We start from the raw sequence: 26,379 nt of genomic DNA, 5'->3' as shown, positions 1-26,379 counted from the left end.
AATAAGATTCAGGCTTATTCAAGCCCGAAATCTTCAATATTTTTATCTGCAAGTGCCTGGATCAGTTTGAGCTGTTCCTCTCCACCTTCCATTTTGAAAAGATGTTTGAACCGCTTCTGCATCTTGAGATAATCCTCGACAGGTTTTTTCTGTTTACCTATCTTGCGTACCTTTGTAACTTCACCGTTTTCCATTTCATACAGCGGCCACAGACCGGTCTGTACTGCCAGTTTTGCAACTTCCACGGTCTTTGAAGTGTCAAAACCCCAACCTGTGGTACAGGGCGCATGGGCATGGATGTAGGTGGGACCTTCAATCTCTGTTGCTTTCTTGATCTTCTTGATCATGTCCTTGGGATAACCAAGGGAAGTTGTGGCAATGTATGGAGAACCATGAGCTGCCATAATTGCAGGCATGTTCTTTTTGGGTCTGGGATTCCCATAGGAAACCTTTCCGGCAGGGCTTGTTGTGGTGGATGCATCAAAGGGTGTGGCACCACTTCTCTGCACACCGGTATTCATGTATGCCTCATTATCGATACATACATAGGTAATATCATGACCCCGCTCAAAGGCACCGGAAATGGACCTCATCCCTATATCAAGGGTAGCACCATCTCCCGCCAGAGCGATTACCTTGGTATCACCTTTCTTACCCATTGCTTTAAGGGCAGCTTCCACACCAGAAGCCACAGCTCCTGCATTCTCGAAAAGGGAGTGTATCCATGGAACCTCCCAGGAAGTTTCAGGATAGGGTGTACTCATAACTTCCAGACAGCCGGTAGGAGATATAACGATACAGTCTTCCCCTGCGGCCATAAGGGTGAACTTGGCCACCATTGCGTCACAGCAACCTGCGCAACCACGGTGTCCTGATGTAAACAATGATTTCACAACAATTCCTCCTTCAGATCAGCATATTTGCTCTCAGTATTGATACCCGAAGAGATTATGCCTTTGGCTTCCTCTACAATGTCCTCAATGGTTTTTACGGGAATGTCACGACCACCGTGGCCAAGCATCCTGCCCACTATCGGGACATCAACCTTAGTATTATACAGGCTTGCCTTGGTCTCGGTAAAGAGAGAACCTTCATTGAGTCCTAAAGAGATGTTCTTGTCAAGTGCGACAACGACTTTGGCATCCTTGATAACATTCTTTATTGCTTCTGCCGGGAATGGCCTGAAAGTCCTTACTTTAAGCAAACCAACCTTGACTCCTTTCGCACGGAGTTTATCCACGACATCCCTGATGGTTCCCACAAGTGAACCCATAGCCATGAGTATGATGTCAGCATCTTCTGTCTCATATTCATCAATCAGGCCACCATAGTACCTTCCAAATATCTCATAGAACTCATTGGCAGCTTCTTCTATTTTGGGTAGTGCATTATCCATTGCCTGTTGCTGCAGATACCTGAATTCCGTATATGCACTCGGATCTGCAAAGGCACCGAAGGTCAGCGGGTTTTTAGGATCGAGTGTATATTCCGGTTCAAAAGCAGGCAGATATTCATCCACAAGATCCTGTTCCAGCAATACCACGGGCTCATAAACATGAGACAGGATGAAACCATCCATACAGGTCATTGCAGGCATCATTACATCCTTATCTTCTGCAACCCTGTAAGCCTGGGCGGTCATATCCGAAATTTCCTGCAGGTCCTCAGCATACATCTGGATCCAGCCGGTATCACGCTGGGAAATGGAATCCTGATGATCGTTCCAGATGTTGATAGGGGCACTGACCGCACGATTTGCTATGGTCATTACAACTGGCAGGCGCATCCCTGACACATTGAAAAGAACCTCGTGCATCAGTTCCAGACCCTGTGAGGTGGTGGCTGAATAACACCGTGCACCTGCTGCTGCGGATCCCACTAGGGCTGAAAGGGCGGAGAACTCGGATTCCACGTTTATATATTCACAGTTGGGAATCTCACCATCGGCCATAAACTGGGAAAGGTCCTCCACAATATGGGTCTGTGGTGTGATAGGATATGCGGAAATAATATTTGGCCTGCATACCTTCACAGCATGAGCCACTGCATAGGAACCTTCGGCCACATCCATCTTATCCTTTTCAAGGGTACGTATAACTGTCATTTATTTTTCCTCCAGTACCATATCAATGGCTTCCGTGGGACATTCATTGGCACAGATTCCACATCCTTTGCAGTAGTCGTAATCAAATTCAAAGAACCCGTCGTCCCTGGGTAGTACCGCCATGTCGGGACAGAGCAATTCACATAATTTACATTTGATACATTTATCGTAGTCATAGACTGGCCTGAAAGTCCTCCAGCCACCGGTCTTGTTTAACCTCGTAGTACCTGGTTCACAGACTCCTCCAAGTGGAATGCTCATTATTTTTCCTCCGCCATCAAATCATAGGCTTTCTGCACAGCCTCTGCGTTTTTCTCTCCGATCTTACCAGAGAAGCGCCCTTTTACCGCATTGACAATTGAACTGGCCCTGACCTCGCCGGTAGCACCTGCAAAGGCCCCTAAAAGAACAGTATTGACAATCGGTCTGCCAATGATATCAAGAGCTACCTTTGTTGCATTAACGGTCATTATACGGGCATTGGTGTCAAGATCAAAATCTTCCGGAGCAAAATCAGAGTTAATCAGTATGATACCATCATCCTTTGCCCCGCTTTCTACATCTACTACTTCAATGAGTGTGGGGTCCTGAACGATTACATAATCCGGTTCATATATCTGGCTCCTGAGCCTGATAGGAGCATCGCTTATCCGTGTGAAGGCCTGAACCGGTGCTCCACGTCTTTCGACACCAAAGGCCGGGAATGCCTGACTGAACTGGCTATCCTCAAAAGCGGCGCCTGCCAGTAGTTCGGCGGCTGTTACCGAACCCTGTCCGCCTCGACCATGTATTCTTATTTCTTTCATCTGTATTCTCCGTAACAAATGTAATGGACATATAATTGTAGATAGCGGATATTAGTCCGCGTGCACCAACAATTACCGTTTGGATGGTAATTGGAATAAATGCAATGTTTAATTGTGTAGAATAGCTAATTCCTATTTAGTTTTTCGGTGATAACAAATGACAAAAATTTATATTGGAAGAACTACAAGAAAGCAATTATGACTCGCTACATAGCACTTCCATCCTGGAAATAATACCATCACTATTTTTTACATTCTGGATGGATTTGCGAAATGACCTGGAACCTGCAAGACCCCTGGTAAACCAGGCGGAATGTGCTGCCAGGTTAACGTTTTTCTCCAACCCATACGATTCCAGCAGTTTCAGGTATTCCTCCAGACGGTTTTTTCGCTGATCACAATCAGCAGAAGGAAACTCTGTGCCGTTTTCAAGGAATGTCTCTATCCTTAAAAAGACATCAGGATCCCCCATTGCGGCCCGCCCTATCATAAGACCGTCACATCCTGTATATTCAAGGAGCTGGGCAGCAAAAGCACCATTCCGGATATCCCCGTTTGCAATAACAGGAATTGATAACTCCTCTTTAATCCTGCGAGCGTACAAATGATCCGCCAACCCCGAATATTGCTGGGTGGCAGTCCTTCCATGGACTGTTATGGCTGAGGCACCGGCGTTTTCCAGTCTTGATGCGAGTTCTACAGTCTGTGACACATCCCTGAATACGCGTATCTTTACAGTAACCGGCACAGTTACTGACTCCACCACGCAACGCACAATATTTTCCAGCACATCAGGTTTTTCCATGAGCATTGAACCTGCACCCGTTTTACGGATTCTGGGAGACGGGCATCCCGCATTAATATCTATAATAGAGGGGAATTTTGTATTTTCAAGTATACCTGCTGCTTTTGCCATAGAGACCGGGGAATTACCAAATATCTGGATACCGAATATACCTTCATCTGCACAGCTTGATGCCATCTGATACGATTTTCTATTGCCATGCAGGATGGCTTCGGAATTAACCATCTCGGTAAAGGCAAAGGATGCCCCCCTGCGCCTGCAAACTACCCGGTAGGCAAGATTTGTCACCTCTGCCATTGGAGCAAGCAGGAGGTTTCCCCCAAGTCTTACCTTTCCGATTCGCATGGTATTTCCTATGGGATAACGATATATAAATAATAACATATCATAGGGCAGGAAAGGAGAAGCAACTCATGAAAATAATAGCCTTTGTAGGAATGCCCGCCTCCGGGAAATCCGAAGCCTCTAAAGTGATCCGGAATATGGGACTTAATGTAATCAATATGGGAGATGTGATCCGGGAAGAGGTCAAGCACCGCCAGCTCGAGCCAACAGACAGCAACACGGGAATGATAGCCAATGACCTGAGAGACAAAGAAGGTATGGATGCCGTTGCCAGGAGATGTATCCCGAAAATCAAACAGAAAGGTGACGATGTTGTTGTGATCGATGGCGTCCGCGGGATTGCAGAGGTGGAAACTTTCAAGAAAGAATTTGGAAATGAATTTTCATTAATAGCTATAAGCAGCCCTATTGAGAACCGGTTTGAACGTGTACGCAAAAGATGCAGAAGCGATGATATGCAAAAAATCGAAGATTTGAAGAGAAGGGATGAAAGGGAAATGAAATGGGGAATGGGCCAGGCAATGGAAACTGCCGATGTAACCATTGACAACACCGCAAGTCTCAAGGAATTCAGACAGCACGTAAAAGATACGGTGGAAAGGATAAATGGCCAGCGTTAAGTTATGGGCCTGTGTAAATCCAACAGAGGATGCCTCAAAGGTATGTGAGGGCCTTACAAGGATTAGTGGTCTTGCACCCCGTTTAGATGATAATATCGCAGTTATAGATTGCAACCATCGTGACCTGCAAATCTTCCACCACCTGCTGAGGGATGAAGAAATTCTCGATACTGCAAGGTCCGTTCTCGAAAAAGGAATACACAGCCCGGAAGAAAAAATAAGTTTCATGCTCAATAAACAGGTTGCTTTTGTGGGACGCATTAGTTTCCCTGCAGGAGAAGAAGAACTCGGGTCGATCCACGTGGAAATTCAATGCAATGGAGGAGAACTGGAAGACATAATAAACTGGTTAGCACCCCCCACAGAAGAAGGAAAACCTGTCTATGAAAAGGATATGCCTCCATTAAGAGAAGGTGAGTGAGTTGCCACCTGCAATCGGGTTTTCTGCAAGAGCAAGCGGGGAAAAGCCGCTTGAATGGGCTTATGAACTGGAAGAGATGGGATATTCAGCAATCGAACTTGTACAGGAAGGAAAACAGAAAATTACTGCTGAAAACATTGGCAGGCTACAACAGATAAAGGATACAACAAACCTAACCTTCACAATACACCTGCCATTTTCTGACATAAACCTTGCAACCCTCAATCCCGGCATACATAAAGAAATTATAAGGCAGATGGGACAGTGCCTGCACACAGCATCAGGTCTTGCTGAAATTGCAGTAGTCCATCCCGGTTATCTCTCTCCTGAAGGAGCATTATATCCCGAAAAAGCCTGGGATAATACGATAAGATCCCTGAAAGAGATGAGCACGATTGCAGAGGAAGAAGGAATTATGCTCGCACTGGAGAATATGCCAGATATGCCTCATATATTCGGAAAATATCCTGCTGAGATACTGGAAATAATAGAAAAGGTTGATTCGGATAATATGGGCATGACACTGGATATCGGCCATGCCAATACAATGGGCCTGCTTGATGAGTTTCTGGATTCCTGTAGAGAAATAATGATCCATTCCCACATACATGACAACCATGAAAAACGGGATGAACACCTCCCTCTTGGCAAGGGTTGTATTGACTGGAAAAAGATATTTGACAGGATAGAGGGTTATGATGGGTTGTTCATTACAGAAATGAAAAATCTGGAAAATGGTACAGAATGTATGGAATATTTGAAATCAAATCTTATTCTTTAACTCTTCCGTGCCTTGTATCCACATCATCCATTCTATCCAGTAATTTACGTATTGCAGTCCGGATAGCATCCGACTGGCTCACGAATTTCCTGTTTTCCCCTACGTGACAATTAAGATCATCCAGCAACTGCTGGGGTATATCCACACTAACCTTGGGCATAAATCTCACTCTCCTGTGAATTTTATATAAGATAATAACTGATAATACATATAACAACTAGTTGAAAACGGGGCTGAGAAATAAATTGGCATACGTTCAATCATGCTTATAAAAATAAGGGGGATTTTCTATTTCAACAACCGGATATAACATTTTTTTGGGTTTCTACAAAATAATAAACTCTATATTGAAACCTATCGAAGAAAAGCCAGACACAAAGGACTCCGATATTGAGTGGGACGTATCACACAAGAGGCTCAAACCCGGGGAAAACATTACAATAACAGGCAATACTGAACCTGACACCCGCATAAACATGATCGTGAGATTCAATGTTGCGGTTGCTGTACATGACGGCAGATACAGTTATGATTTCCACAAGGTGCAAATTCCAGAAGGGGCAAATGAATTTAAAGTCCAGACAAGGCCTGTTAAGAACATGACATTTACCGTTAAAATGTTAATGCCTTTCCGACAGCACAGGGATGCTGAAGATTCAGTTGCCACATACATAGACACAAATGTACCTTCCGGCACCTTCAATATAAACATCAGTGGGGATGCTCAGGAAAATACAGAAACGATCCAGATGGATGTAAAAGCCTCACAGGTCATTCGAGCCGGTCCTGAAGGGGATATTCGTTATACGTATGATACAACCCCATTTAACCCTGGAATTGTTGAGATCGAAATCGGCAATGATAAAAAAGAAGTAGAACTTATAGGGGAAGATTGAACTTCCCTTATAAATTATTGCTTTGACATCAATTTTATGAAATCAGTTGATTCCATCACAGGAACACTGTCTATTTCGCAGATATCGGACCACGGAAGGTTGAAAGCCGCATAGGCTTCTGCATCATCACATTCGTAGAGGATGAAATAACGTCCTCCTGTAAGGTCAACCCACTGTTTTATTATATTGATACCTGCAGGTGGTTTCAGTTCCTTGAAATGTTCAATTACCTTGTCACTGAGAGTAGGTTCCCATGTACTAACATCCATATATAACATATTTTCAAATCCTCCATTTATATCAAGGAATGAGATCGATGGCTAACTATCAACCCCACGGAACCCCATTCCTTATCAATAAATATTAAGAAAGTAGTATATAGGTTTTGTTGTTCAGCCTTTTCGTAAACTGAAGAAGAGATGCATTATGTTCTTAGATATATATGAGAAAAGAAAAATAGGCGGGCCGGAAGGGATTTGAACCCTCGGCCTATGGATTAAGAGTCCATCGCTCTGCCTGACTAAGCTACCGGCCCATTTGTGCGGCCCTTCATAGGTATTACCTGAATATATACGTTTCGGCAAAAAGATAAAACAAAAACAGTACATAGCACTATTAGGAACTAATTTATCGCTAAATGAAGAGGGGAGTAATTGTGGGAAAAATAGACAAATCAAAACAAAATCCTACGGATATGTATTCCACCCTGGTCAAAAAAAGTAATGACGGGATAATAATAATTCAGGATGAGGCCATAATATTTGCAAATCCTAAGTTCAGGGAGATTATAGGATATAAACCTGAAGAACTTAAGGGAATGGATTTCAAAAACATCTTTCCTCCTGAAAACATCAATATGATCAGCGAACGATATCATCGCAGGCTCAAAAAAGACCCTGATATCCCTGAAAGATATGAAACCGAAATGCTCAGCAAAAAAGGATCAAGGGTTCCTGTAGAGATCAGTGCATCTTACATAGAACACAACAACAGACCTGCTGATATGGCTATAATCAGAGATATAACAGAAAGAAGGGATGCAGAAAAAAGATTAGAACAATATACCAAAAGCCTTGAAAAAAATTATCATATCAAAGAGTTATTCGGAGATATAGTAAGCCATGATCTGAAAAATCCCGCAGGAATAATTAAGGGTTACTCACAGTTGCTGGCAGATAGGGAAGAGGGCGCAGAAAAAAAGAAGATAGCCCTTACTATCAACAGAAACATAAACCGGATACTGGAACTTATTGAAAATGCATCTGTTTTTGTAAAACTTGATACACTCACAGACATCAAATTCGAAAGATCAGACCTTTCCATGATGCTGAAAAAAGTCGCAGACGAATATAAAGAAGAAATTCAAGAAAAAGAGATCGATCTGAAAATAAATGATAGCGGAGAGTATCCCGCAAACATCCACAAATCAATCCATGAAGCATTTTCCAATCTCCTTTCAAATGCAATCAAATACGGACCTGAAAAAGGCCAAATAACCATCGATATAATAAAAGATAATGGCATGTGGAAGATACTTTTCATAGATGAGGGAGAGGGAGTACCCGATGATAAAAAAGAACTAATATTCGAAAGGTTCGAAAGGGCAGGATCATCAGTCAGCATAAAAGGGACCGGACTCGGACTTGCCATTGTAAAAAAGATAATGGAGATACATGGAGGCCAGACAGGTGTTGAAGACAGGGAAGATAGAAAGGGAAGCGTATTCTGGGTCACTATCCCCCGTGCCTGATCAGGCGTGTTTTACCACACATTTATGCAGACCGGTAACCTCTACAATATCACTGTTATCCGGACTCTGAATTATCATCTGCCCCTTGCGAAGATAAGGAATCCTTTTTTCAAATTCCAGTGGAACATTTAATGCATTTATGGCATTGTCGTTTGAGAGATTAAGAATAATACGGCTATTTATCTGCTTGAGCACCGTATCATCGATATCCTGTGGATCCTGGGTAATCAGGAAAAGACCAAGTGTCTCCTTGCGCCCCTGTCTTGCTGCATCTGCGAATCTGGATACGATACGTCTGGAATGAGCCGACATCGCACCGGAAAGATATCTATGTGCTTCATCAAGAGCCAGTAATACAGGGGTTTTCTTAACAGAATCGTTGCCTGATGTACTGAGTTTGTTATCAACTACAATTGTCATCAAGGTGAGAGTAATGAGATCTCTTATACGACTATTATTTATATACTCGGTCGGAAAAACACTGACCCTGCCCGGCTTGAAAACCTCATCAAGTATTTCGGTTATCGGTTTTGCCGGCTGGTCGAATACCTTGCTGAATGAGCGGTTTTTGACCTTACGCACAATGGCATCATAGGAAGATTCATGGATTTTTCCACTATCCACATAAACAGAACGTGTGCCTTCATCTGCAATAAAATCCGTAAATCCCTGATAGGTATGGTTTGCAGGAGTCCTGAAATAATCCTCAAGCAACAGCTCAAGGCCTATATACTGGTTTTCCGTCAATTCAGCTGCTGATATCAACCAGGAATTATTCCTTACAAGTTCGAAAGGAATTGTAAATTCCATTTGTTGTGCACGGGATTTACCCGGATAGGACTGACCATCCACACTTGCCAGGAATGTCCTTGTATCCTGATGTCCCCCGTGCAAGACATCCTCTTCTGCAAAGGTTACTTCGTCGGCATATCCTATCTCCGCATTATCCTCAAACAACTGGGAATATTCATCCTGCGGGTCCATAATCACAAGACACGGGTTTTTCTTTCTGCCCTGTTCACCCCTTACAAGATACTGGTTGTCCGATGCTAGGAATTGGCGCAGAATATTCTTTGTTAGGAAGGTTTTCCCCGTACCGGTACTTCCACACACCAGCATATGACGGAACATAAGCGGATCCCCCATTGAATAATCGTTACGCAGGTAGTAGGCAACTGTTGGAGGAGAAGCATGTGTCCTGACAAGTTCACCCCCCACACTCAAATGTCCCAGAAAAATACCTTCAGTAGGGATGTTGAGACCTGTCTGGATCTTGAGTTTTTCAGAAACGGGCAATATTGGAGTATTGGGCCGGGGAAGCCTGTCGGCCATGCGACGCATTAGGCCTGCCTTTGCGGGAGACAGGATACATAGAGGGTCGAGATATGCAAGGAATTTATAATCTATCTCATTGGTATTATTGGCCTTTAACATGCGTCTGGAATGCAATTCTGTCGCATCATCCACTTCAAATTCCTGAAGGTACTGCAGCTTCCAGACCCTTGCAAACAGATCTTCATCTCCATAGGGAACCAGTACATATGTACCAAGCCTGACATTCGGCCTGTGTGAAGCAGTAATGTAACCAGTAAGTCGTGCACCTGCTTCAGTTATTTCCAGAGGATCGATCCCTGTTGTAATTGTACCCAGCGCATCATCAAAGAATGATTCATCCGGATTATCCACTGTATCAGGAACATATTCCTCAAAATCTTCAACCGGTTCTCTCGAGGATACACTGCCCCCCTTAGTACCTGTGGCATAAGCAAGTATATCGTCATCATTATCCATCTGTATCACTCCAGCGTATATCGTTGTATTTCGTATCAACCCTGAGTTTGTTGAACTGCCCCAGAATCTGTTTCCTTTCTTTTTTGCGTATCTTTGCTATCGAATCCACCTTGGAGAGAGTCGGTGGAATACCGCCTACTGAAATATCATATAGTACCTTGCGTGTGATCAGGTGCCTCATGTCATCATCTTTTGTCAAACCATAAGGAGATTCTACTTTAAAAAGAACATTCATAGCAGGAACATAGATTACAAAAAATGTCAATGCATAATCCTCTGCATCATACTTGTGGGAAAGAGAACTATCCATCAAAGGACTTGTGGTCTGGAGCATATTCTCATAGAACTGGTTGGGTTGCATGAACCAGTTTGTATAAGTAATACAATTATGTGAATCTTCAGCAGAAGGATGGAGGACATTTTTGAAAAACTGGGCATCCACCAGCCAGGGTATATCCAGTTCCGTTTCCTGTTTTTTAAGCGTTTGTACAATCTGCATATCTTCAGGATTTTTCACAAATCCTACCAGTGGAAGGTTATTATCCATTGAATGATCCATGATGTCAATATAGTTTTGCAAGATATTCAATGCCGAAGGGTCATATCTTATTCTGACTTCCTCTGAAGGCACAACCATCCAGTACATTAACTGTTTAGGGTATATGGGCCCATCCATTATGAAAAAATCTCCCTTTGAGAAAATATCTTTCATCCAGAGAATGTGTTCGGATTCGGAAAGGTAAAGAGCAATATTGTGAACGAGGCGTTTTTCCCTGGTCTCCAGCAGACCTGCCTCAATTTTTACCAGGCGACTTCTTCCATTGCCCCTATCAAATAATTTCCAGTCATGTGAGGTGTTAATAGTAACATTTGCAGAAGAGGAATAAGTAGCAGCAACAATTGTTCTTTTTGAATGGATGCCAAGGTCCGTCGGTGAGGAAGCCATTGCACAATGACAGAAATCCAGTGCGAGCCCCGAATCAAAGAGAAAAGTGTTGGTACTTCCACTATCAGAAGAAAGAGTTCTTTCAACAGGGTCTTTTGATTGTGACATGCGGGCCATGTCTACCTTTCCCCTGTATAGCCTCCCGATGGATTTCAAAACAATTCTGGAGCCGTATTTTAGTTCTTTCAAAAAATCAAGAAGATTAGTAGCATCGCTGTCTTCATCTTTCTTATCTACGTCCATTTCAATACCGGATGCGATTTCTTGTATGGCCTTTATATGGATAGGTTCAAGCGACATTTAATGTTAAATGAGGTGCCTGACAATATATAATTATTCACATAGACTGGAATTTTCAGCAGATAGCGCCACTTTTTCATAGAATATTTATCACCATAAAGTATAAAAAGAATAAAGCCATTTTTAATTTGAATTCCAAACGATTATGCCCTGCTTAATATTGAGAGTACATTTACAAAAAAGATTGTCATGATCTTTTACTAAATAACCTATTAAAAAATAAAGGGGTTATTTTTATTTCTGAAGAAAGAACGAAGAAAATTGTAGTTAGCAACTTAACAAAGATATTTGGTAAAAAACCAAAAAAAGCTTTGTCCTATGTTGAAGAAGGTCTTTCAAAAGATGAAATCTTCAACAAGACTGGCCAGACAGTAGGCCTGTATAATGTTAGTTTTGACGTGTATGAAGGAGAAATTTTTGTACTCATGGGCCTTTCCGGTTCCGGTAAATCAACCCTTTTGCGTTGTCTGAACCGGCTTATTGAACCCACATCCGGATCAATAACTATTAGCGATGAGGATGTTACAAAGGCATCCAGTGAAAGACTCAGGCTGATCAGGGAAAAGCAGATCAGTATGGTCTTCCAGAATTTCGCTCTTTTGCCACACAGAACTATCATTGATAATGTTGCCTACGGTCTTGAAATACAGGATTTCTCAAAGGATGAGAGACATGAAAAGGCAGCAGTTGCAATCGAAACTGTTGGACTGAAAGGTCATGAGTTCAGCAAACCATCCCAGTTGAGCGGAGGTATGCAGCAGAGGGTAGGACTTGCGAGAGCCCTTGCAACAGACCCGGAGATACTCTTAATGGATGAAGCTTTCAGCGCCCTTGACCCACTTATCCGCAGTGAGATGCAGGATGAGTTGCTGGAACTTGAGGAAAAGATGCAGAAAACCATTGTTTTTGTATCACATGATCTGGATGAAGCCCTCAAACTCGGTGACCGTATTGCCCTGATGAAAGATGGAGAAATTGCCCAGATCGGGACCGCTGAAGAAATTCTTACAAACCCTGCGAATGATTATGTCTCAAAGTTCGTTGCAGGTGTGGATAAGACAAAGATTCTTACCGCTGAGAATATAATGAAGAGACCCGACCCGGTTGTATCATTCAAATCCGGTCTACAAGTCGCCCTCAAACTCATGGAAAAGCATGGCATATCCTCCATATACGTGGTAGATAAAGCCAAGCGTCTTCAGGGATTCCTGAAAGCTGATGATGCAGTGCGAGCACAGAAAGCCGGAAAAACCATGGAAGATGTCATCATAAAGGAGTTCCCGAAAACTACACTCGATACTCCGCTTCAAGACCTTATATCAATCCGGGCGGAAACAGATCAGCCAATTGCGATTGTTAATGAAAATGATAAACTTGTAGGCGTGGTTGTCAGAGGCAGTATTCTTGCTGCACTTAAGACCACTGAAGATGAAGAACAAGTTGAGGAGGCAGAACAATGATAGTACCACAGTTGCCGTTAGGCAGTGTTGTCGAAGCTGCAGTCTACTGGATTAGTGATACTTTTGGCTTTGCCCTTGATGCATTCAGCGGCGTCTTTAAATTTTTTATAGATATTTTCAAAGACGTACTGATGGCAATGCCACCTCTGTTGTTTGTTGTGTTGCTAGCAGTCCTTGCATACGTAATCGGTCGCAAGGACTGGAAGCTTGCTTTGGGTACTGCCCTTGGATTCATAGTAATACTGAGTATGGATCTCTGGGAATACTCCATGGAGACCATTGCTCTTGTAATTTCGTCTGCTGCACTGGCTCTAATAATAGGTATTCCGCTGGGCATACTTGCGGCAAAGAGTGAGACTCTTTACAGGATACTTAGACCGATTCTGGACCTTATGCAGACAATGCCTTCCTTTGTTTATCTTATCCCGGCAGTTATCTTCTTTGGACTTGGTAACGTGCCAGGTATGATTGCAACCGTTGTCTTCTCAATGCCCCCTGCAATCAGGCTTACAACCCTTGGAATCACCCAGGTTCCTACAGAACTTGTGGAAGTTGCCGACGCTTTTGGGTCAACCTCATGGCAAAAACTTATCAAGGTGGAAATACCTGTAGCTTTAAAGACCATAATGGCCGGTGTAAACCAATGTATAATGCTTGCCCTTTCAATGGTCGTTATTGCCTCAATGATCGGAGCCCGAGGCCTTGGATACCAGGTTTTGATAGGAATCCAGAGAGTTGATATAGGACTTGGATTCGAAGCAGGGCTTGGAATTGTCATAATCGCTATTGTACTTGACAGGCTTACACAGCACCTTACCCCAAAATAAGTGCTAAAGCCTTCATTCTTTTTATCCAATCAACACAGGAGGAATATAAAATATGGATAATAAATATAAAGCAATTTTAGTAGGAATTTTATTAGTGCTTTCCCTCTTTGCTGCAGGCTGTGCCCAGCAGGGAGATGAAGGTGATACTGATGATGGAAACCAGACACAGACCGAAGAAAAAAGTGTAACAATTGCATATGTACAATGGGCAAGTGCAGTTGCAACAACAAATGTAGTTCAGGAAGTATTCCAGAAAGATGGATATGAAGTTGAACTCAATAATGTTGCAGCTGGTATAATGTATCAGGGTATTGCAAATGGTAATGCTGATTTCTCAGTATGTGCATGGTTACCAAACACCCAGGCGAACTACTGGGAACAATATGGTGGCCAGATTGAAAATGTCAATGTAAATACACCAAATGTCAAAACGGGATTGGTTGTACCTCAATATGTTGATGTTGATACGATTCCCGAACTTAAAGGTAATGAATCAAAGTTTGAAGGCACAATAACTGGTATAGACCCTGGTGCAGGTATCATGTCACAAACAGATGAAGCCATTCAGGAATACGGTCTTGACGGATACACGCTGCAAGCAAGCAGTGGTCCTGGAATGACATCCGCACTTACAAGTGCCATAGCTGATGAAGAACCAATCATTGTAACTCTGTGGAATCCACACTGGGCATTTGCACGCTGGGATTTGAAATATCTGGATGATCCAAAAGATGTCTATGGATCAGATGATATTGTGACCATAGCAAGACCAGGTCTTAAAGAAGACAAACCTCAGGCATATGAAATACTCACCAGATTCAAATGGACTGTTACCGATAATGAAAAGGTCATGTCATATATAGACCAAGGTATGAGTGCCGAAGAAGCTGCTGAGAAGTGGGTTAGCGACAACCCAGAAAAAGTTAACGAATGGCTTGGAACTGAATAAGGGTAGTTAACCCTTGTTCCTGTTTTTAATAATTTTATCTATTTAATTTTTGAGAAAAAAGGTGATTAGTTTGAAATATAAGCTTTTGAAAATATTAGCATGCCTTATAGTGGCAATCGCTTTAATCGGTGCAGGTTGCACATCCCAGAGCGATGAAACTCCTAGTGAAGAGACTACAGAAGAGCCAGTACGAATTGGAGTAGTCCAGTGGGACGACTCACGTGCAACTGGAAATGTATTTCTGCATATCCTTGATGAAGGAGGCTATGAATACGAAACTGTATCCGCAGATTTAGGAGGTCTATACCAGGCAACCTCACAGGGAGACATTGATGTCCTTATCCAAGCATGGTTACCTGCAACCCAGGCTTCATACTGGGATCAATACGGAGACAGTCTGAACAAAGCACAAGTCGTGTCCTCAGGTGCTAAAATTGGACTTGCTGTTCCAGACTACGTATATGATTCCGGAATTACCACCGTGGAAGACCTGAAAGGCAATGCCAGCAAATTCGATGGCAAAATCACTGGTATTGAACCCGGTGCAGGAATAATGGTCACCACAGAGCAGGCCCTCGAGGAATATAACCTTGAAGAATATGAATTATATTCCAGCAGTACTGTGGGAATGGCCACAACACTTCAGGATAACCTTGACAATGAGGAATGGATCGTAGCTACCCTCTGGAGGCCACACTGGACATTCGCACGTATGGAAGGCCTGCAATTCCTTGAAGATCCAAAGGGAATATATGGAGGAAGTGACAACCTTGTCATCCTCACAAGACCCGGTTTTGAAGAGGACAGACCAGAGTTCTACCAGCTTATCCAGAACTATGAAATGGATCTTAATGATATCGAATCAATAATGATCGCTATCGATGAAGGCCAATCTCCTGAAGAGGCTGCATCTGACTGGCTTACCGAGAATCCTGAAAAGTACGATGAAGTACTTGGAACCCAGTGAGGATTACAATCCTCACTTCTTTTTTTCTTTTTTTCCGCAACCTTTAATAACTAGCATTTCCTCTAAAGTAATCCACATATTCAAATAATCAATATCATAGAGAGTGATAATTATGGGCAAAACCGGAAGTATTGAATGGGTAAAAATAAAGGGACGTAAAGGCAACACAATCAAAGTTAAAAAAGCCAAAGCTAACAAGGCACACACTGCACCTGCACAGAGATATTCTTCTGCAGGTACAAAGAGGAGATTCAAAAGAAGATCCCAAAAAGCCATTGTTCGCTGATTTTCTTTTCTTTTTATTATATTATTTTTTTAGAATATAATTTTCAATAGGCTAACGGATATTCCCTTTGCAGCAATGTTTATATAGAACCACAAACATGTACAAACGACCTGTATAATGCAGGGAATATCAATTTGATGTATATAATACGGAGGTAAAAGTAATGGCAGGACAGATGTCTGGCGGACAGCCAATTTTTATTTTAAGAGACGGAAATCAGAGAACCAGGGGCAGGGATGCCCAGAGCAACAACATAATGGCTGCAAAAGCTGTAGCTGAAGCTGTCAGGACCACACTCGGACCAAAGGGAATGGACAAGATGCTTGTAGACTCCCTAGGGGACGTAGTGATCACAAATGACGGTGCGACCATACTCAAGGAAATGGATATCGAGCACCCTGCTGCTAAGATGATCGTGGAAGTTTCCAAGACCCAGGATGATGAAGTAGGGGACGGAACAACCACTGCTGCTGTGATCACCGGTGAACTGCTCAAAAAAGCAGAAGACATGATCGAGCAGGATGTACATCCAACAATCATCGCATCCGGATACAGGATGGCAGCTGAGAAAGCTGGCGAATTGCTCAAGGAACTTGCACAGGATGTTACAATTGATAACAGGGACACCCTGATTAACATCTCCAATACTGCCATGACAGGAAAGGGTGCAGAGGCTTCCAAAGATGTACTCAGCGAAATTGCCGTATCCGCCGTTGCAAGCATTGTTGACAAGACTGATGGCGAAACCATCGACATTGACAACATAAAGGTCGAAAAGAAAGTCGGTGGAAGCATCGAGGATTCAGAACTCATTGAAGGAATGATCCTTGACAAAGAGCGTGTACATTCCAACATGCCAAAGAAAGTCACCGATGCAAAAATCGCACTTATCAACAGTGCCATCGAGCTCAAGGAAACTGAAGTCGACGCGGAAATCTCCATCACTTCACCAGACCAGCTCCAGTCCTTCCTTGACCAGGAAGAAAAGATGCTTAAAGGTCTTGTAGATAAAGTAGTCGCAAGCGGTGCAAACGTTGTCTTCTGCCAGAAAGGTATTGATGACATGGCACAGCATTTCCTTGCAAAGGAAGGAATTTTTGCAGTCAGACGTGTCAAAAAGAGTGACATGGAGAAACTCGTACGTTCCACCGGTGGTAAACTGATTACCAACATCGAGGAAATGACCGCAGATGACCTTGGAAAGACCGAAGCCGTGGAAGAAAGAAAGATTGCTGGCGACAACATGGTCTTTATTACAGGCTGTGTCAACCCAAGATCCGTATCCATCCTCCTGCGTGGCGGAACCGAACATGTAGTCGACAATATTGAAAGGGCACTCCATGATGCACTTCGTGTAGTCGGCGTAGCCATAGAGGATGAAAAACTCGTATCCGGCGGAGGCGGTCCAGAGGTAGAAGTGGCCCTCCAACTGCAGGATTACGCATCATCCCTCAGCGGCAGGGAACAGCTGGCAGTTAAAGCATTCGCAGAATCCCTTGAAGTTATCCCAAGAACCCTTGCAGAAAACGCAGGTCTTGACCCGATCGACATGCTTGTAGAACTTCGCTCCCACCATGAGAAGGGCGCCAAGACCGCCGGTCTTGATGTCTACAGCGGAAAAGTAATTGACATGTGGGACGCAGGTGTCGTTGAACCTCTGAGAATCAAGACACAGGCAATCAACGCTGCAGCAGAAGCATCCGTCATGATCCTGAGGATCGACGATGTAATTGCATCCTCCAACCCATCCCCATCAGGCGGCGGTGGCGAAGGCGGCATGCCACCAGGCATGGGCGGCGGAATGCCACCAGGTATGGGTGGAATGCCTCCAGGCATGGGCGGAATGTAAAGTAATTTTTACTACAGAGCGTTTTTGCGCTCTGCTTTTTTATATTTTATTCAGGAATCCAGTTCTAATCCTACAGGACAGTGATCTGAACCGGTCACTTCACTCAAAATAAAGGCTTCTTTTACACCCTGTTTTAGATCAGCACTTACAAAGAAATAGTCCAGCCTCCACCCCACATTACGATCCCTTGCTCTGGTCTTCAGGTCCCACCAGGTATAGTTACCTTCTTCTTCATTGAAAAGCCTGAAAGTGTCAAGGAAACCGTGAGAGAGAAACTTATCTATCCATTCCCTTTCCACAGGAAGAAAGCCTGAGCGTTTTTCATTTTGTTTAGGTCTTGCAATATCAATCGCTTTGTGTGCGGTGTTCAAGTCTCCACATACGACTACAGAATAACCCTCTTGTCTTAATTCCTGTGTATATTCCAGGAAAGCCCCATAGAAATCCATTTTATACTGAAGCCGCTCATCTGAAGAATTACCATTGGGAAAGTAAATGTTAAAAAGTACAAAATGATCAAAAAAGGCAATCAAAATCCTTCCTTCATGGTCAAAACGGTTTATACCAAAACCATAACGAACCTCTTGTGGCTGGACCTTACTGTAAAGGGCAACCCCACTATAGCCTTTTCTTTCAGCAGCACTAAAATAACTATAGTAACCATCTATGCGCCTGATATTCGGCGGGAGCTGGGAAGGGCGGGCTTTTGTCTCCTGCAAACACAGAATATCAGGTGATTCAGAAGTTAACCATTCCAGAAATCCTTTTTTAGCAACTGCCCGCAAACCATTGACATTCCAGGAAAGCAGTCGCAGGTTTATTCCCCCCCATATTTAGTATATTTCGCAGGAGAAACATCTATATCGACAGCCCGAATAGTAGCAATTACTTCATCCCCCTCATCGAGATGCAGATTTCCTAATTCCTTTTCTCCCATTATAGAAGTTAATACTGCAGACTCAACTTCAATTTGGGTTCGAGAAATTCCATCAGAAGATTCTACTTTCCTAACCTTACCGGGAATATTGTTGGTCTCACCCATATTTTCAGAGGATAATTCTTCCTCCACCATCCTGTCAACATAATCCCGATTCATCTCATATTGATTTATCAGATCCCTTCCATACTCTGTAAGAAAAGTACCCTGCTCCTTACCTCCCCTGACAGTCCTTACAACATCGTGTCCGATTCTCAAATTCATCTTCTTCAATATATTCCAGGCATGTTTATAGGAAATGTCGAGTTTTTCACAGGCTTTTTTCAGGGATTTCTCTTCATCTATCACTTTTAATAGACGCACTTTACCGGCACCAATCACAGGTTTGCCTTCGTGTGTCAGCCAGACCTTTGTACGAGTTTCCAGAATATCAACCCCGAATACATTTTATTACATCATCTGCAGGATAATTCAGACGAATAATACGGGTTCTGCCCCGCATACCTTCACCCGAAAACGAAACATCCAGATAATGCGAATCCTTCAATTTATTCACCAACCCATAAAACCGGGTATATCCCAATTCATTATTGCCCGTAAAAAGTTCGTAAAGTTCGCCTGCTTTGATTTCATCATTTTCCGCCACAAGCCGCAGGATCTCTTTTTCATTATCTGAAAGGGATGATATGTTACGCCTCAGATGCAAAAGACGTGATGATTCATAGGCCTTATCCACATCGTCCTCTGAAATGTTTTTGCTTGCCCTTTTTTCTGCATTCAGGCCTGATCTCTTGAGTAGATCGATACCAACACGCAGATCACCGGTCAAATCGACATAATTCACTATTTTTTCCCTGACTTCCTCCGGCACTACCTCCGGATAAAAAGCCAGCTGGATTCTGGAAGAAATGATGTCTCCTACTTCATCATAAGAATAAGAAGGAAATTCAATCTCTTCTGGCAGGAATACAGAACTCACCTTTGGATCAAACCTGTAAAGTTTTCCCGTATCACTTACAATCGCAATAACACCCATTTTCACACCGGGATACTGTTCATGGGCCCGTAATATGGAATACATGATCTCATCGGCATGTCCTCCGTGGAATAAATAATTGATATCATCCAGACACACCACCATTACCTTGTCCTTTTCGATAAGTTTCAGTACAATCTTTTCAAAAAGTTTCCTGAAGGCTACCCCCGAAGACGGAGGATCTATATTGAAAAGTTTGCGATATATGCGTGAAACAACAGCAAAGCGAGTGGAATCCATCTGGCAATTGATCTTAACCAGAACCACATCCGATGTATGTGTTTCTATTTCTTCAAAAACCTTTAATACAGCACTGGTTTTACCGGTGCCGGGCGGACCATATACAAGACAATTAATAGGTCTCATACCTTTTACTGCAGGCTTTAAACTATAGATGAGAGATTGTAGCTGGGAATCCCGGTGCATAAATTGTTCGGGAAGATAATCCAGCTCCAGTACGGTGGGATCCCTGAAAATTGTCTCATCCCAGAGAAGCATATTATTTTTCATATACCTGACTCCTAAACCTAATATTAAATTCCCCTGTAAATATAATAGCTTTTTTGCAGGGCAATTTGGAATCCTTTATATATTTGCTCACCTATGGGTGATTGGTTAACTTATGAAATGCAGGAGAGGAAGACCAAAATGCCCCCGCAGGATACGGGCAGAGCCCACTATTATGTGCTTTAAACCCTGCGGGATACCAAGGTCTGAAGTTGAGGTAGTAGAACTCGCATTTGAGGAACTGGAAGCCATCCGACTTGTGGATGTGGATGAGCTGACACAGGAAGAAGCTGCCCTTGAGATGGGAATTTCCAGAAGAGCTTTCTGGGAAGAACTGAAAAATGCGAGAAAAAAAGTCGCCAGAGCTCTTGTTGAAGGACAGGCCATCGATATCAAAGGCGGAAATTACACTACTGAATAAATGGAGTAATTAGAATGAGTCAAAATATACAGTCAGCTGAAAGTCTGGTAAATTCCAAAGTTGAAGAACCAAAAATTGTATCGAATCTGCGTGGAATAAGAAACAAGCTCATGGTCATGAGTGGCAAAGGCGGTGTAGGAAAGAGTACCGTTTCTGCAAACCTAGCTGCAGCCCTTGCCAGGCGCGGGAAAAAGGTAGGGCTGCTTGACAGTGATATTCATGGACCAAGTATTCCCACAATGTTTGGTATCGCAGACCAGAGACCTGAAGTAGGAGAAAAAGGTATTCTGCCTGTACAGGTTGCAGATAACCTCAAGGTCATGTCCATAGGTTTATTGCTGGACGATCCGGATTCCCCCGTGGTCTGGAGAGGACCCGCCAAGATGGGTGCCATAAAACAGTTCCTTGAAGAAGTTGACTGGGGAGTACTGGACTACCTGATCATAGACCTGCCTCCGGGCACAGGAGATGAACCATTAAGCATAGTACAGTTGCTGGGCAGGGTCGATGGTGCCATCGTTGTCACAACCCCCCAGGACGTAGCACTTACAAGTGTCAGGAAATCCCTGAAATTTGCAGAAATGCTGGAAGTACCTGTTATCGGAATGGTCGAAAACATGAGCGGTGTAATCTGCCCCCACTGCAATGAAGAGATACAGGTCTTCGGCGGTGAATCTGTAGAAAAGGCTGCAAAAGATTTCAACACCCCCATACTTGCCACATTGCCTATCGAACCCGATGTTTCATCAACAGGAGACAAAGGAGATGTATATGTCAATGACGATAAATCCATCTGGAAAGAAAAATTCGATTCAATCGTTAGTTCTGTGGAAGAAAAGTTCAACTAATCTTCCAGTTTATTTTTAAGGGCAGGGGATTTTGATGGAAAATAAAGAAATAAGTGACAAACTCAAGGAAATACTGCAACTAAGATACGAACCAGTAGCCGTGAAATTGGTTAAAAGGGGCGAAGATGTTCCTGCAAACTTTAACCAACCCGAGAAAAAAACCCGTCATTGCCAGTCTATCATGAAGGCAAGGAAGGGTGAATGTCTTGTGATACCGGCAGATAAACATGCATGCGTGGTAGGCGGTTCCAGTCTGGGACTTTTAGAAACACCAGACAATGTTAAAAGTGGTGAGTTCCACTCCAAAATCGGCATGTTCGATACACCTCAAGCAGCTGCTAAGATGATAGAGGAGAGAGCGGAATTCGAGGAATGCAGCATGCAGGCAACAGTGGTTTGTCCTCTTGCAAAGGCTGACTTTAAACCCGATGTGGTGATTTTGATCGATCTTCCCGAAACCCTTTACTGGATTGTGCCAGCGTTTACTTTTGAAACGGGAGGAAGGGTAACCATGAGCACAGCACCATTCCAGGCCACCTGCGTAGATTCAACTATAATTCCCATCCAGACCGGAGATATAAATTACTCCATGGGATGTTTCGGATGTCGCAGGACAACCGATATAGGCAGGGATGAAATGCTTGTGGGAATACCAGGCCCAATTCTTGAAAATATAGTAGAGCATCTTGAAGAACTCTATAAAAAACCTATCAAGAAAGCCAGGGGATTGTAAGATTCAGGCAAAGGAAATTAAATATAAGGATGCAGCAAGAAGAGGGCTTGATTGGCTGGATGAAAGTCAGCCTGTGACCCTCAAGGAATATGCCAGAAGCACAACAGCCAGCTACCACTGGGGCAGAGGATATACCCGTACATCCACCCTAATAAGAGAGATTCACAGGCCACAATCTTTCAGGGAAATTTGCAGAGGTGCCTCAGCCCTTGCCACAATGGGAATCTATTATCCTGCAGTAACCCATTATATCAAAACCAAACAGAATAATGGTAATTTAGAAGATATATATGATAGAACCTATGCCCTGATTGCCCTTGCAGATCTCGAAGTGCCCTGTCCCGGCGAATGCCAGAAAATCATAAAGGATTTTGATAGTACATGGGAACATCCCGGTACGATTGCCTTGATAATAATTTGCCTCATAAAACAATCAGAACTGACAGGAAAAGACTACACTGATTTTATCAGGGAAAAAACGGACTGGTTGTTGTCACGGGTGCAGGAAAACGGTGGTTGGAAATTCATAGCAACCAGCAATCTTGTTTTGCAGGCACTGATAATGGCCGGTCGCTCAGGTGAGATAGACCAATCGATCCGTTGGTTACTGAAAAAACAGAATGATAATGGTAGTTGGGGTAAAAATAACGGAGATATTACGGCTACTGCACAGTCACTGATAACTCTTGCTCTGTATATCAACGCTTAAAGCAGAAGGGCTAAAATACAAGCCATTTATAATATTGAAACCATGAATGAAGACAATGAGAATATCATGAAATTCCATCCACAGAGTAATACCTACATTCTCCGGAAAAAGTCCTATTTTGAGCAAAATATAAGCCTGGATGGAAATCTCATTACAGGATCAGATACTAATTTCTGGAAAAATCTGAAAGTTGCCGGCAACGTAGAACTTGGCAAGGGTACAGTTGTGAGAGGAAATCTCCATGCAGAAGAAGTGATACTGGGCCCAAATTGCAGGGTAGACGGGGATATTTATGCCAGCAGGAATGCGACTCTGCTTGATCGTTGCACAATCGGTGGCCACGCCATTACAGATGGCTGGATGAAAGTACGGCCTGGTTGCAATATAAAGTTTGTAAGGGCAAAAAAAGAACTGGAACTTATTGGTAAAGTCAATGTTGAAAGTATAGAATCAGGCACGAAAGTAATCGTACATTCTGAATGAGTTATTTATTTTCTTCAGCCAGCATTTTCAGCAGCCTGTTACGCAGTTTATTTGCAGAGATACTTGTCCTGTCCCTGGGACGAGGTAGATCGACATCAACCATTTCCTTTATTCGCCCGGGACGGGAAGTCATAACAGCAATCCTGTCGGAGAGATAAACTGCTTCATCCACACTGTGTGTTACAAAAAGAATTGTTATCTTCTTAGATTCCCATATCTGTAACAGTTCCTGCTGGAGTTTATTGCGTGTCTGGGCATCAAGGGACCCAAAAGGCTCATCCATAAGCAAAACTGCAGGATCGTTTGCAAGGGCCCTGACAATAGCGATCCTTTGTCTCATTCCTCCTGAAAGTTCGTAAGGATAACTGTCCCGGAACTGTTCAAGGCCTACAAGCCTCAGATATTCTTCAGCAATCTTCCTGGATTCTTTCCTATCCATACCACTCATATCCAGACCAAATGTCACATTGTCTATAACCGTTCTCCAGGGGAACAATGAATATTCCTGAAAGACCATCCCCCTGCGTGGATCGGGAGAAGTTATCGTCTCACCATCCAGTAGGATCCTGCCCGAATCCGCCCTGTCCAATCCGGCAACAATGCGCAAAAGGGTAGTTTTTCCACAACCTGATGGCCCAATGATACAGACAAATTCACCATCTTTTACCTCAAAGTTCACATCTTTGAGAGCATCGGTAGACTCACCCTTATCCTTCTCAAAACTCTGCCCCACATTCTCAATCACAAGTCTGCCCATTTAAACAACGACTCCTTTTCTCCATTTAAGCAATTTCCCGTCCACATACCAGCGGAAAACACGATCTATCAATAGCCCCAAAAAGCCCAGAATGAGCATGTAGACCAGCACAAAATCCATCTGGTGAAGATAATAATGCCACCATATCTTGTATCCCAGACCGTTTTTACTGACACCGAACATCTCAGCTGCTACCAGACACATCCAGCCAACACCCATGGCAATTCTTATGCCTGCAGCTATAGAGGGCAGTGAATAGGGTAGTGCAATATAACGAATAAGAGAGGTACTTTTCATACAACCCAGCACCTTGCCGGCTTCCACATAAACTTTTGAAACACTTTTGAAACCGGTCAATGTATTGATAATAATCGGGAAAACGGCTCCTACAAAAACTACAAATCCGGCAGATATGTGAGTCAGACCAAACCACACAATTGCAAAGGGAATCCATGCAAGAGGAGGAATCGGGCGCACAATCTCAATCAGGGGATCTGCTACCCTGTCTGCATTATGGAACCATCCCATTGCAATCCCGATTGGGACACCTATAACAAGAGCCGAAATGATACCTATTCCAAAGTGCAGCAGACTTATCGTAAGATCGGTGAACAGAACTCCCCTTTCGATTATTGTGATGAAAGCATAAACTACATCTGTAAAACTTGGAAGAATGAAGGTATTCCCTATAACAAGATCAGCTAAAAGTTGCCATAAAATAATGGCTGTTACCAGGGAAATGATTTCTATGCCTTTTTTTGAAACCGGTTTGGTTTTCATGATACCTCCGGAAATGTGTGGAGGAATAGCCTCCACTTCCGGCGACCTATAATCAACAGGTCTTTAAAAAGGTTGCTGTTTATTTTACTCAGTTATGGCCAGTTCATAGAAGCTCATATCAAATATGTCTTCCCGGGTAAACTTTTCATTGACATAACCAAGTTCATACTGCACCTGTGCATAATCCACAGTGGAATCTGCAATTATGGCAGGGTCAGCAATCCACTGGCCATCCCATTCATCAATGGAAGTACGGACCACATTAACTTCCCATCCCTGTCTTTCTGCAAATATCTGTGCAGCTTCATCCTGATTTTCAAGATTATAATCTGTGGCTTTTATGTGGGTATTTACAATCTCGGTTACCATTTCTGGATGATTGCGTATCAGGTTTCCACTTACAACAAGCACACAGCATGCATGGTCAGGTAGCATTTCACCGGAATATACAACAGACCTGCCGTTACCTTCCTGTTCAATCAGTGTTGGAGCAGGGTGGGGAAGGAATGCAGCATCAATCTGGCCTGCGGAAATTGCAGAGATGGCATCACCGGGGCCCATCGGCTTTATATCAACATCATCATCAGGATCTACACCATTATCTTTCAACCAGTCACGCAGAATTGTATCCTGAATTGTACCTGGCGGGAACGTTGCGATGCTCAATCCCTTGAGATCCTCAGGACCTTCATAGGAATGTTCAGGACGCAATACAAGATCGGATCCCTGGGAATTCACGCCTGCAACTACTTTGGCATCAAGACCGTTACTCAAGGCTGATATGAATGGTGCAGCGCCGACATAGGCCACATCCAGGTCTCCTGCAAGCATTGCCTGCATTTCAGGAGCACCGGTCGGAAATTCATATTCTTTCACTTCTTCCACACCATAGGAAGCAAGATCCTCTTCCCACCATCCTTTTTCCCTTGCTGTCATATAGGAAAGCTGATGGGTACTGGGTTGATAACCTATGTTAAGAGTGGTCACGTCCGCCGCCTCTTCTGTGCCATCTCCATCCTGAGAAGCACAGCCTGCAAGGAAGACAGAACCTGCCACAACAAGTATGAGGAATAGTATTTTACTTATTTTTTTCATTATGATCCACCTTTTTATATTTATCACTATAGTCTACTATATAGTCAATATTGTAAATTTCACCGAGACATTATTTAAAACTTGCCTTGTACCGCTATATTATGTCCTAAAAGTATTAATATACCATCCATCATTACCTTTTAATGCTATAAATAAATGGAGATAGGAAA

31 protein-coding genes and 1 tRNA gene are annotated in these 26,379 nt (G+C 43.2%); 16 read left to right on the top strand and 16 right to left on the bottom strand.

All coding sequences use genetic code 11. From position 1 onward, the window contains the following. Positions 1-14 precede the first annotated feature (14 nt). The 5 genes from porB to MMAH_RS01725 form a co-directional block, all read right to left on the bottom strand. Entirely contained in the window at positions 15-893 is an 879-nt protein-coding gene (gene porB / locus MMAH_RS01745; RefSeq protein WP_013036829.1) for a pyruvate synthase subunit PorB, read from the bottom strand. Continuing rightward, positions 890-2,104, bottom strand: a complete 1,215-nt coding sequence (gene porA, locus MMAH_RS01740) for a pyruvate synthase subunit PorA (RefSeq protein ID WP_013036828.1) — start codon at positions 2,102-2,104, stop codon at positions 890-892. The genes porB and porA overlap by 4 nt, the downstream gene beginning before the upstream one ends. Beyond that, a complete protein-coding gene (gene porD / locus MMAH_RS01735; RefSeq protein WP_013036827.1) occupies positions 2,105-2,365 on the bottom strand; it encodes a pyruvate synthase subunit PorD in 261 nt (86 codons plus the stop codon). Beyond that, entirely contained in the window at positions 2,365-2,910 is a 546-nt protein-coding gene (locus MMAH_RS01730; protein WP_013036826.1) for a pyruvate ferredoxin oxidoreductase subunit gamma, read from the bottom strand. Before MMAH_RS01730 ends, porD begins: the two co-directional genes overlap by 1 nt. 196 nt (positions 2,911-3,106) lie before the next feature. Further along, positions 3,107-4,060, bottom strand: coding sequence for a tRNA dihydrouridine synthase (locus tag MMAH_RS01725; protein ID WP_013036825.1), 954 nt, complete (start codon positions 4,058-4,060; stop codon positions 3,107-3,109). 68 nt (positions 4,061-4,128) lie between these two features. Here MMAH_RS01725 and MMAH_RS01720 point away from each other — a divergent pair, with 68 nt between their 5' ends. The 3 genes from MMAH_RS01720 to MMAH_RS01710 are packed head-to-tail and all read left to right on the top strand — an operon-like array spanning position 4,129 to position 5,882. Beyond that, complete coding sequence (locus MMAH_RS01720; RefSeq protein WP_013036824.1) at positions 4,129-4,680, top strand: dephospho-CoA kinase; 552 nt, start codon at positions 4,129-4,131, stop codon at positions 4,678-4,680. After that, entirely contained in the window at positions 4,667-5,101 is a 435-nt protein-coding gene (locus MMAH_RS01715; RefSeq protein WP_013036823.1) for an RNA-binding domain-containing protein, read from the top strand. The genes MMAH_RS01720 and MMAH_RS01715 overlap by 14 nt, the downstream gene beginning before the upstream one ends. 1 nt (position 5,102) lies before the next feature. Then, the gene (locus MMAH_RS01710; protein WP_013036822.1) at positions 5,103-5,882 is read left to right on the top strand and encodes a sugar phosphate isomerase/epimerase family protein; all 780 of its coding nucleotides are present in this window, start codon (positions 5,103-5,105) and stop codon (positions 5,880-5,882) included. Here the strand turns inward: MMAH_RS01710 and MMAH_RS01705 are convergent. After that, on the bottom strand, positions 5,872-6,042 hold the full coding sequence (locus MMAH_RS01705; protein ID WP_013036821.1) for a ribbon-helix-helix domain-containing protein: 171 nt from the start codon (positions 6,040-6,042) through the stop codon (positions 5,872-5,874). The two genes, MMAH_RS01710 and MMAH_RS01705, sit on opposite strands and share 11 nt — an antisense overlap. A 187-nt stretch (positions 6,043-6,229) precedes the next feature. On the opposite strand from MMAH_RS01705, the gene MMAH_RS01700 reads away from it, so the two are divergent. Further along, positions 6,230-6,778 carry a hypothetical protein gene (locus tag MMAH_RS01700; RefSeq protein WP_157198675.1) on the top strand — a complete coding sequence of 183 codons (549 nt, stop codon included), beginning with the start codon at positions 6,230-6,232 and terminating at the stop codon, positions 6,776-6,778. A 14-nt stretch (positions 6,779-6,792) separates the two neighbouring features. Here MMAH_RS01700 and MMAH_RS01695 read toward each other — a convergent pair whose 3' ends face one another. Both MMAH_RS01695 and MMAH_RS01690 read right to left on the bottom strand, forming a co-directional pair. Next, positions 6,793-7,056 (bottom strand): DUF3303 domain-containing protein, encoded by a 264-nt coding sequence (locus MMAH_RS01695; RefSeq protein WP_013036819.1) that lies wholly within the window; start codon positions 7,054-7,056, stop codon positions 6,793-6,795. A gap of 183 nt (positions 7,057-7,239) precedes the next feature. Then, positions 7,240-7,313: transfer RNA gene (locus MMAH_RS01690), tRNA-Lys, on the bottom strand. Between the two features lie 120 nt (positions 7,314-7,433). Here MMAH_RS01690 and MMAH_RS01685 point away from each other — a divergent pair. Then, entirely contained in the window at positions 7,434-8,528 is a 1,095-nt protein-coding gene (locus MMAH_RS01685; RefSeq protein WP_172632566.1) for a PAS domain-containing sensor histidine kinase, read from the top strand. On the opposite strand, the gene MMAH_RS01680 is transcribed toward MMAH_RS01685, so the two are convergent. Continuing rightward, entirely contained in the window at positions 8,529-10,319 is a 1,791-nt protein-coding gene (locus MMAH_RS01680; protein ID WP_013036817.1) for an ATP-binding protein, read from the bottom strand. It abuts the gene before it with no gap. After that, positions 10,312-11,565, bottom strand: coding sequence for a DNA double-strand break repair nuclease NurA (locus MMAH_RS01675; protein ID WP_013036816.1), 1,254 nt, complete (start codon positions 11,563-11,565; stop codon positions 10,312-10,314). Before MMAH_RS01675 ends, MMAH_RS01680 begins: the two co-directional genes overlap by 8 nt. A 311-nt stretch (positions 11,566-11,876) precedes the next feature. Between MMAH_RS01675 and MMAH_RS01670 the strand changes: the two genes are divergently transcribed. The 6 genes from MMAH_RS01670 (at position 11,877) to thsA (ending at position 17,903) form a co-directional block, all read left to right on the top strand. Continuing rightward, positions 11,877-13,025 carry a quaternary amine ABC transporter ATP-binding protein gene (locus MMAH_RS01670; protein WP_013036815.1) on the top strand — a complete coding sequence of 383 codons (1,149 nt, stop codon included), beginning with the start codon at positions 11,877-11,879 and terminating at the stop codon, positions 13,023-13,025. Next, positions 13,022-13,852: an ABC transporter permease gene (locus MMAH_RS01665; protein ID WP_013036814.1), complete on the top strand. Its 831-nt coding sequence runs from the start codon at positions 13,022-13,024 to the stop codon at positions 13,850-13,852. The genes MMAH_RS01670 and MMAH_RS01665 overlap by 4 nt, the downstream gene beginning before the upstream one ends. A 52-nt stretch (positions 13,853-13,904) precedes the next feature. Further along, the gene (locus tag MMAH_RS01660; protein ID WP_013036813.1) at positions 13,905-14,801 is read left to right on the top strand and encodes a glycine betaine ABC transporter substrate-binding protein; all 897 of its coding nucleotides are present in this window, start codon (positions 13,905-13,907) and stop codon (positions 14,799-14,801) included. A 70-nt stretch (positions 14,802-14,871) separates the two neighbouring features. Continuing rightward, entirely contained in the window at positions 14,872-15,768 is an 897-nt protein-coding gene (locus MMAH_RS01655) for a glycine betaine ABC transporter substrate-binding protein (RefSeq protein WP_013036812.1), read from the top strand. A 112-nt stretch (positions 15,769-15,880) separates the two neighbouring features. Further along, the gene (locus MMAH_RS10570) at positions 15,881-16,054 is read left to right on the top strand and encodes a DUF5350 family protein (RefSeq protein ID WP_013036811.1); all 174 of its coding nucleotides are present in this window, start codon (positions 15,881-15,883) and stop codon (positions 16,052-16,054) included. A 163-nt stretch (positions 16,055-16,217) separates the two neighbouring features. Continuing rightward, complete coding sequence (gene thsA, locus MMAH_RS01650) at positions 16,218-17,903, top strand: thermosome subunit alpha (RefSeq protein WP_013036810.1); 1,686 nt, start codon at positions 16,218-16,220, stop codon at positions 17,901-17,903. Positions 17,904-17,953: 50 nt separating this feature from the next. On the opposite strand, the gene xth is transcribed toward thsA, so the two are convergent. The 3 genes from xth to MMAH_RS01635 form a co-directional block, all read right to left on the bottom strand. After that, positions 17,954-18,712, bottom strand: coding sequence for an exodeoxyribonuclease III (xth, locus tag MMAH_RS01645; protein ID WP_083774820.1), 759 nt, complete (start codon positions 18,710-18,712; stop codon positions 17,954-17,956). A gap of 8 nt (positions 18,713-18,720) precedes the next feature. Next, a complete protein-coding gene (locus MMAH_RS01640; RefSeq protein ID WP_245526239.1) occupies positions 18,721-19,203 on the bottom strand; it encodes a LysR family transcriptional regulator in 483 nt (160 codons plus the stop codon). Positions 19,204-19,270: 67 nt separating this feature from the next. After that, positions 19,271-20,386, bottom strand: a complete 1,116-nt coding sequence (locus tag MMAH_RS01635) for an ORC1-type DNA replication protein (RefSeq protein WP_013036807.1) — start codon at positions 20,384-20,386, stop codon at positions 19,271-19,273. Positions 20,387-20,498: 112 nt separating this feature from the next. Between MMAH_RS01635 and MMAH_RS01630 the strand changes: the two genes are divergently transcribed. From MMAH_RS01630 to MMAH_RS01610, 5 genes are read left to right on the top strand one after another with little or no spacing between them, the layout of a single operon-like run. Further along, a complete protein-coding gene (locus MMAH_RS01630; RefSeq protein ID WP_013036806.1) occupies positions 20,499-20,804 on the top strand; it encodes a DUF134 domain-containing protein in 306 nt (101 codons plus the stop codon). 14 nt (positions 20,805-20,818) lie between these two features. Next, entirely contained in the window at positions 20,819-21,652 is an 834-nt protein-coding gene (locus MMAH_RS01625) for an Mrp/NBP35 family ATP-binding protein (RefSeq protein ID WP_013036805.1), read from the top strand. Between the two features lie 34 nt (positions 21,653-21,686). Then, entirely contained in the window at positions 21,687-22,385 is a 699-nt protein-coding gene (locus MMAH_RS01620) for a DUF169 domain-containing protein (RefSeq protein WP_013036804.1), read from the top strand. Then, on the top strand, positions 22,339-23,094 hold the full coding sequence (locus MMAH_RS10205; protein ID WP_013036803.1) for a prenyltransferase/squalene oxidase repeat-containing protein: 756 nt from the start codon (positions 22,339-22,341) through the stop codon (positions 23,092-23,094). Before MMAH_RS01620 ends, MMAH_RS10205 begins: the two co-directional genes overlap by 47 nt. 42 nt (positions 23,095-23,136) lie before the next feature. Beyond that, on the top strand, positions 23,137-23,577 hold the full coding sequence (locus MMAH_RS01610; RefSeq protein WP_013036802.1) for a bactofilin family protein: 441 nt from the start codon (positions 23,137-23,139) through the stop codon (positions 23,575-23,577). A 1-nt stretch (position 23,578) separates the two neighbouring features. Here MMAH_RS01610 and MMAH_RS01605 read toward each other — a convergent pair whose 3' ends face one another. The 3 genes from MMAH_RS01605 to MMAH_RS01595 form a co-directional block, all read right to left on the bottom strand. Then, the gene (locus tag MMAH_RS01605; RefSeq protein WP_013036801.1) at positions 23,579-24,334 is read right to left on the bottom strand and encodes an ABC transporter ATP-binding protein; all 756 of its coding nucleotides are present in this window, start codon (positions 24,332-24,334) and stop codon (positions 23,579-23,581) included. Next, positions 24,335-25,114: an ABC transporter permease gene (locus MMAH_RS01600; protein WP_013036800.1), complete on the bottom strand. Its 780-nt coding sequence runs from the start codon at positions 25,112-25,114 to the stop codon at positions 24,335-24,337. Positions 25,115-25,198: 84 nt separating this feature from the next. Next, positions 25,199-26,209 (bottom strand): ABC transporter substrate-binding protein, encoded by a 1,011-nt coding sequence (locus tag MMAH_RS01595; protein WP_013036799.1) that lies wholly within the window; start codon positions 26,207-26,209, stop codon positions 25,199-25,201. Between the last annotated feature and the right edge of the window lie 170 nt (positions 26,210-26,379).

The organism is Methanohalophilus mahii DSM 5219 (assembly GCF_000025865.1).
GTDB lineage: Archaea > Halobacteriota > Methanosarcinia > Methanosarcinales > Methanosarcinaceae > Methanohalophilus > Methanohalophilus mahii.
The sequence above is the reverse complement of the archived record's forward strand: the minus strand, read 5'-3'. Positions and strand labels throughout refer to the sequence as shown.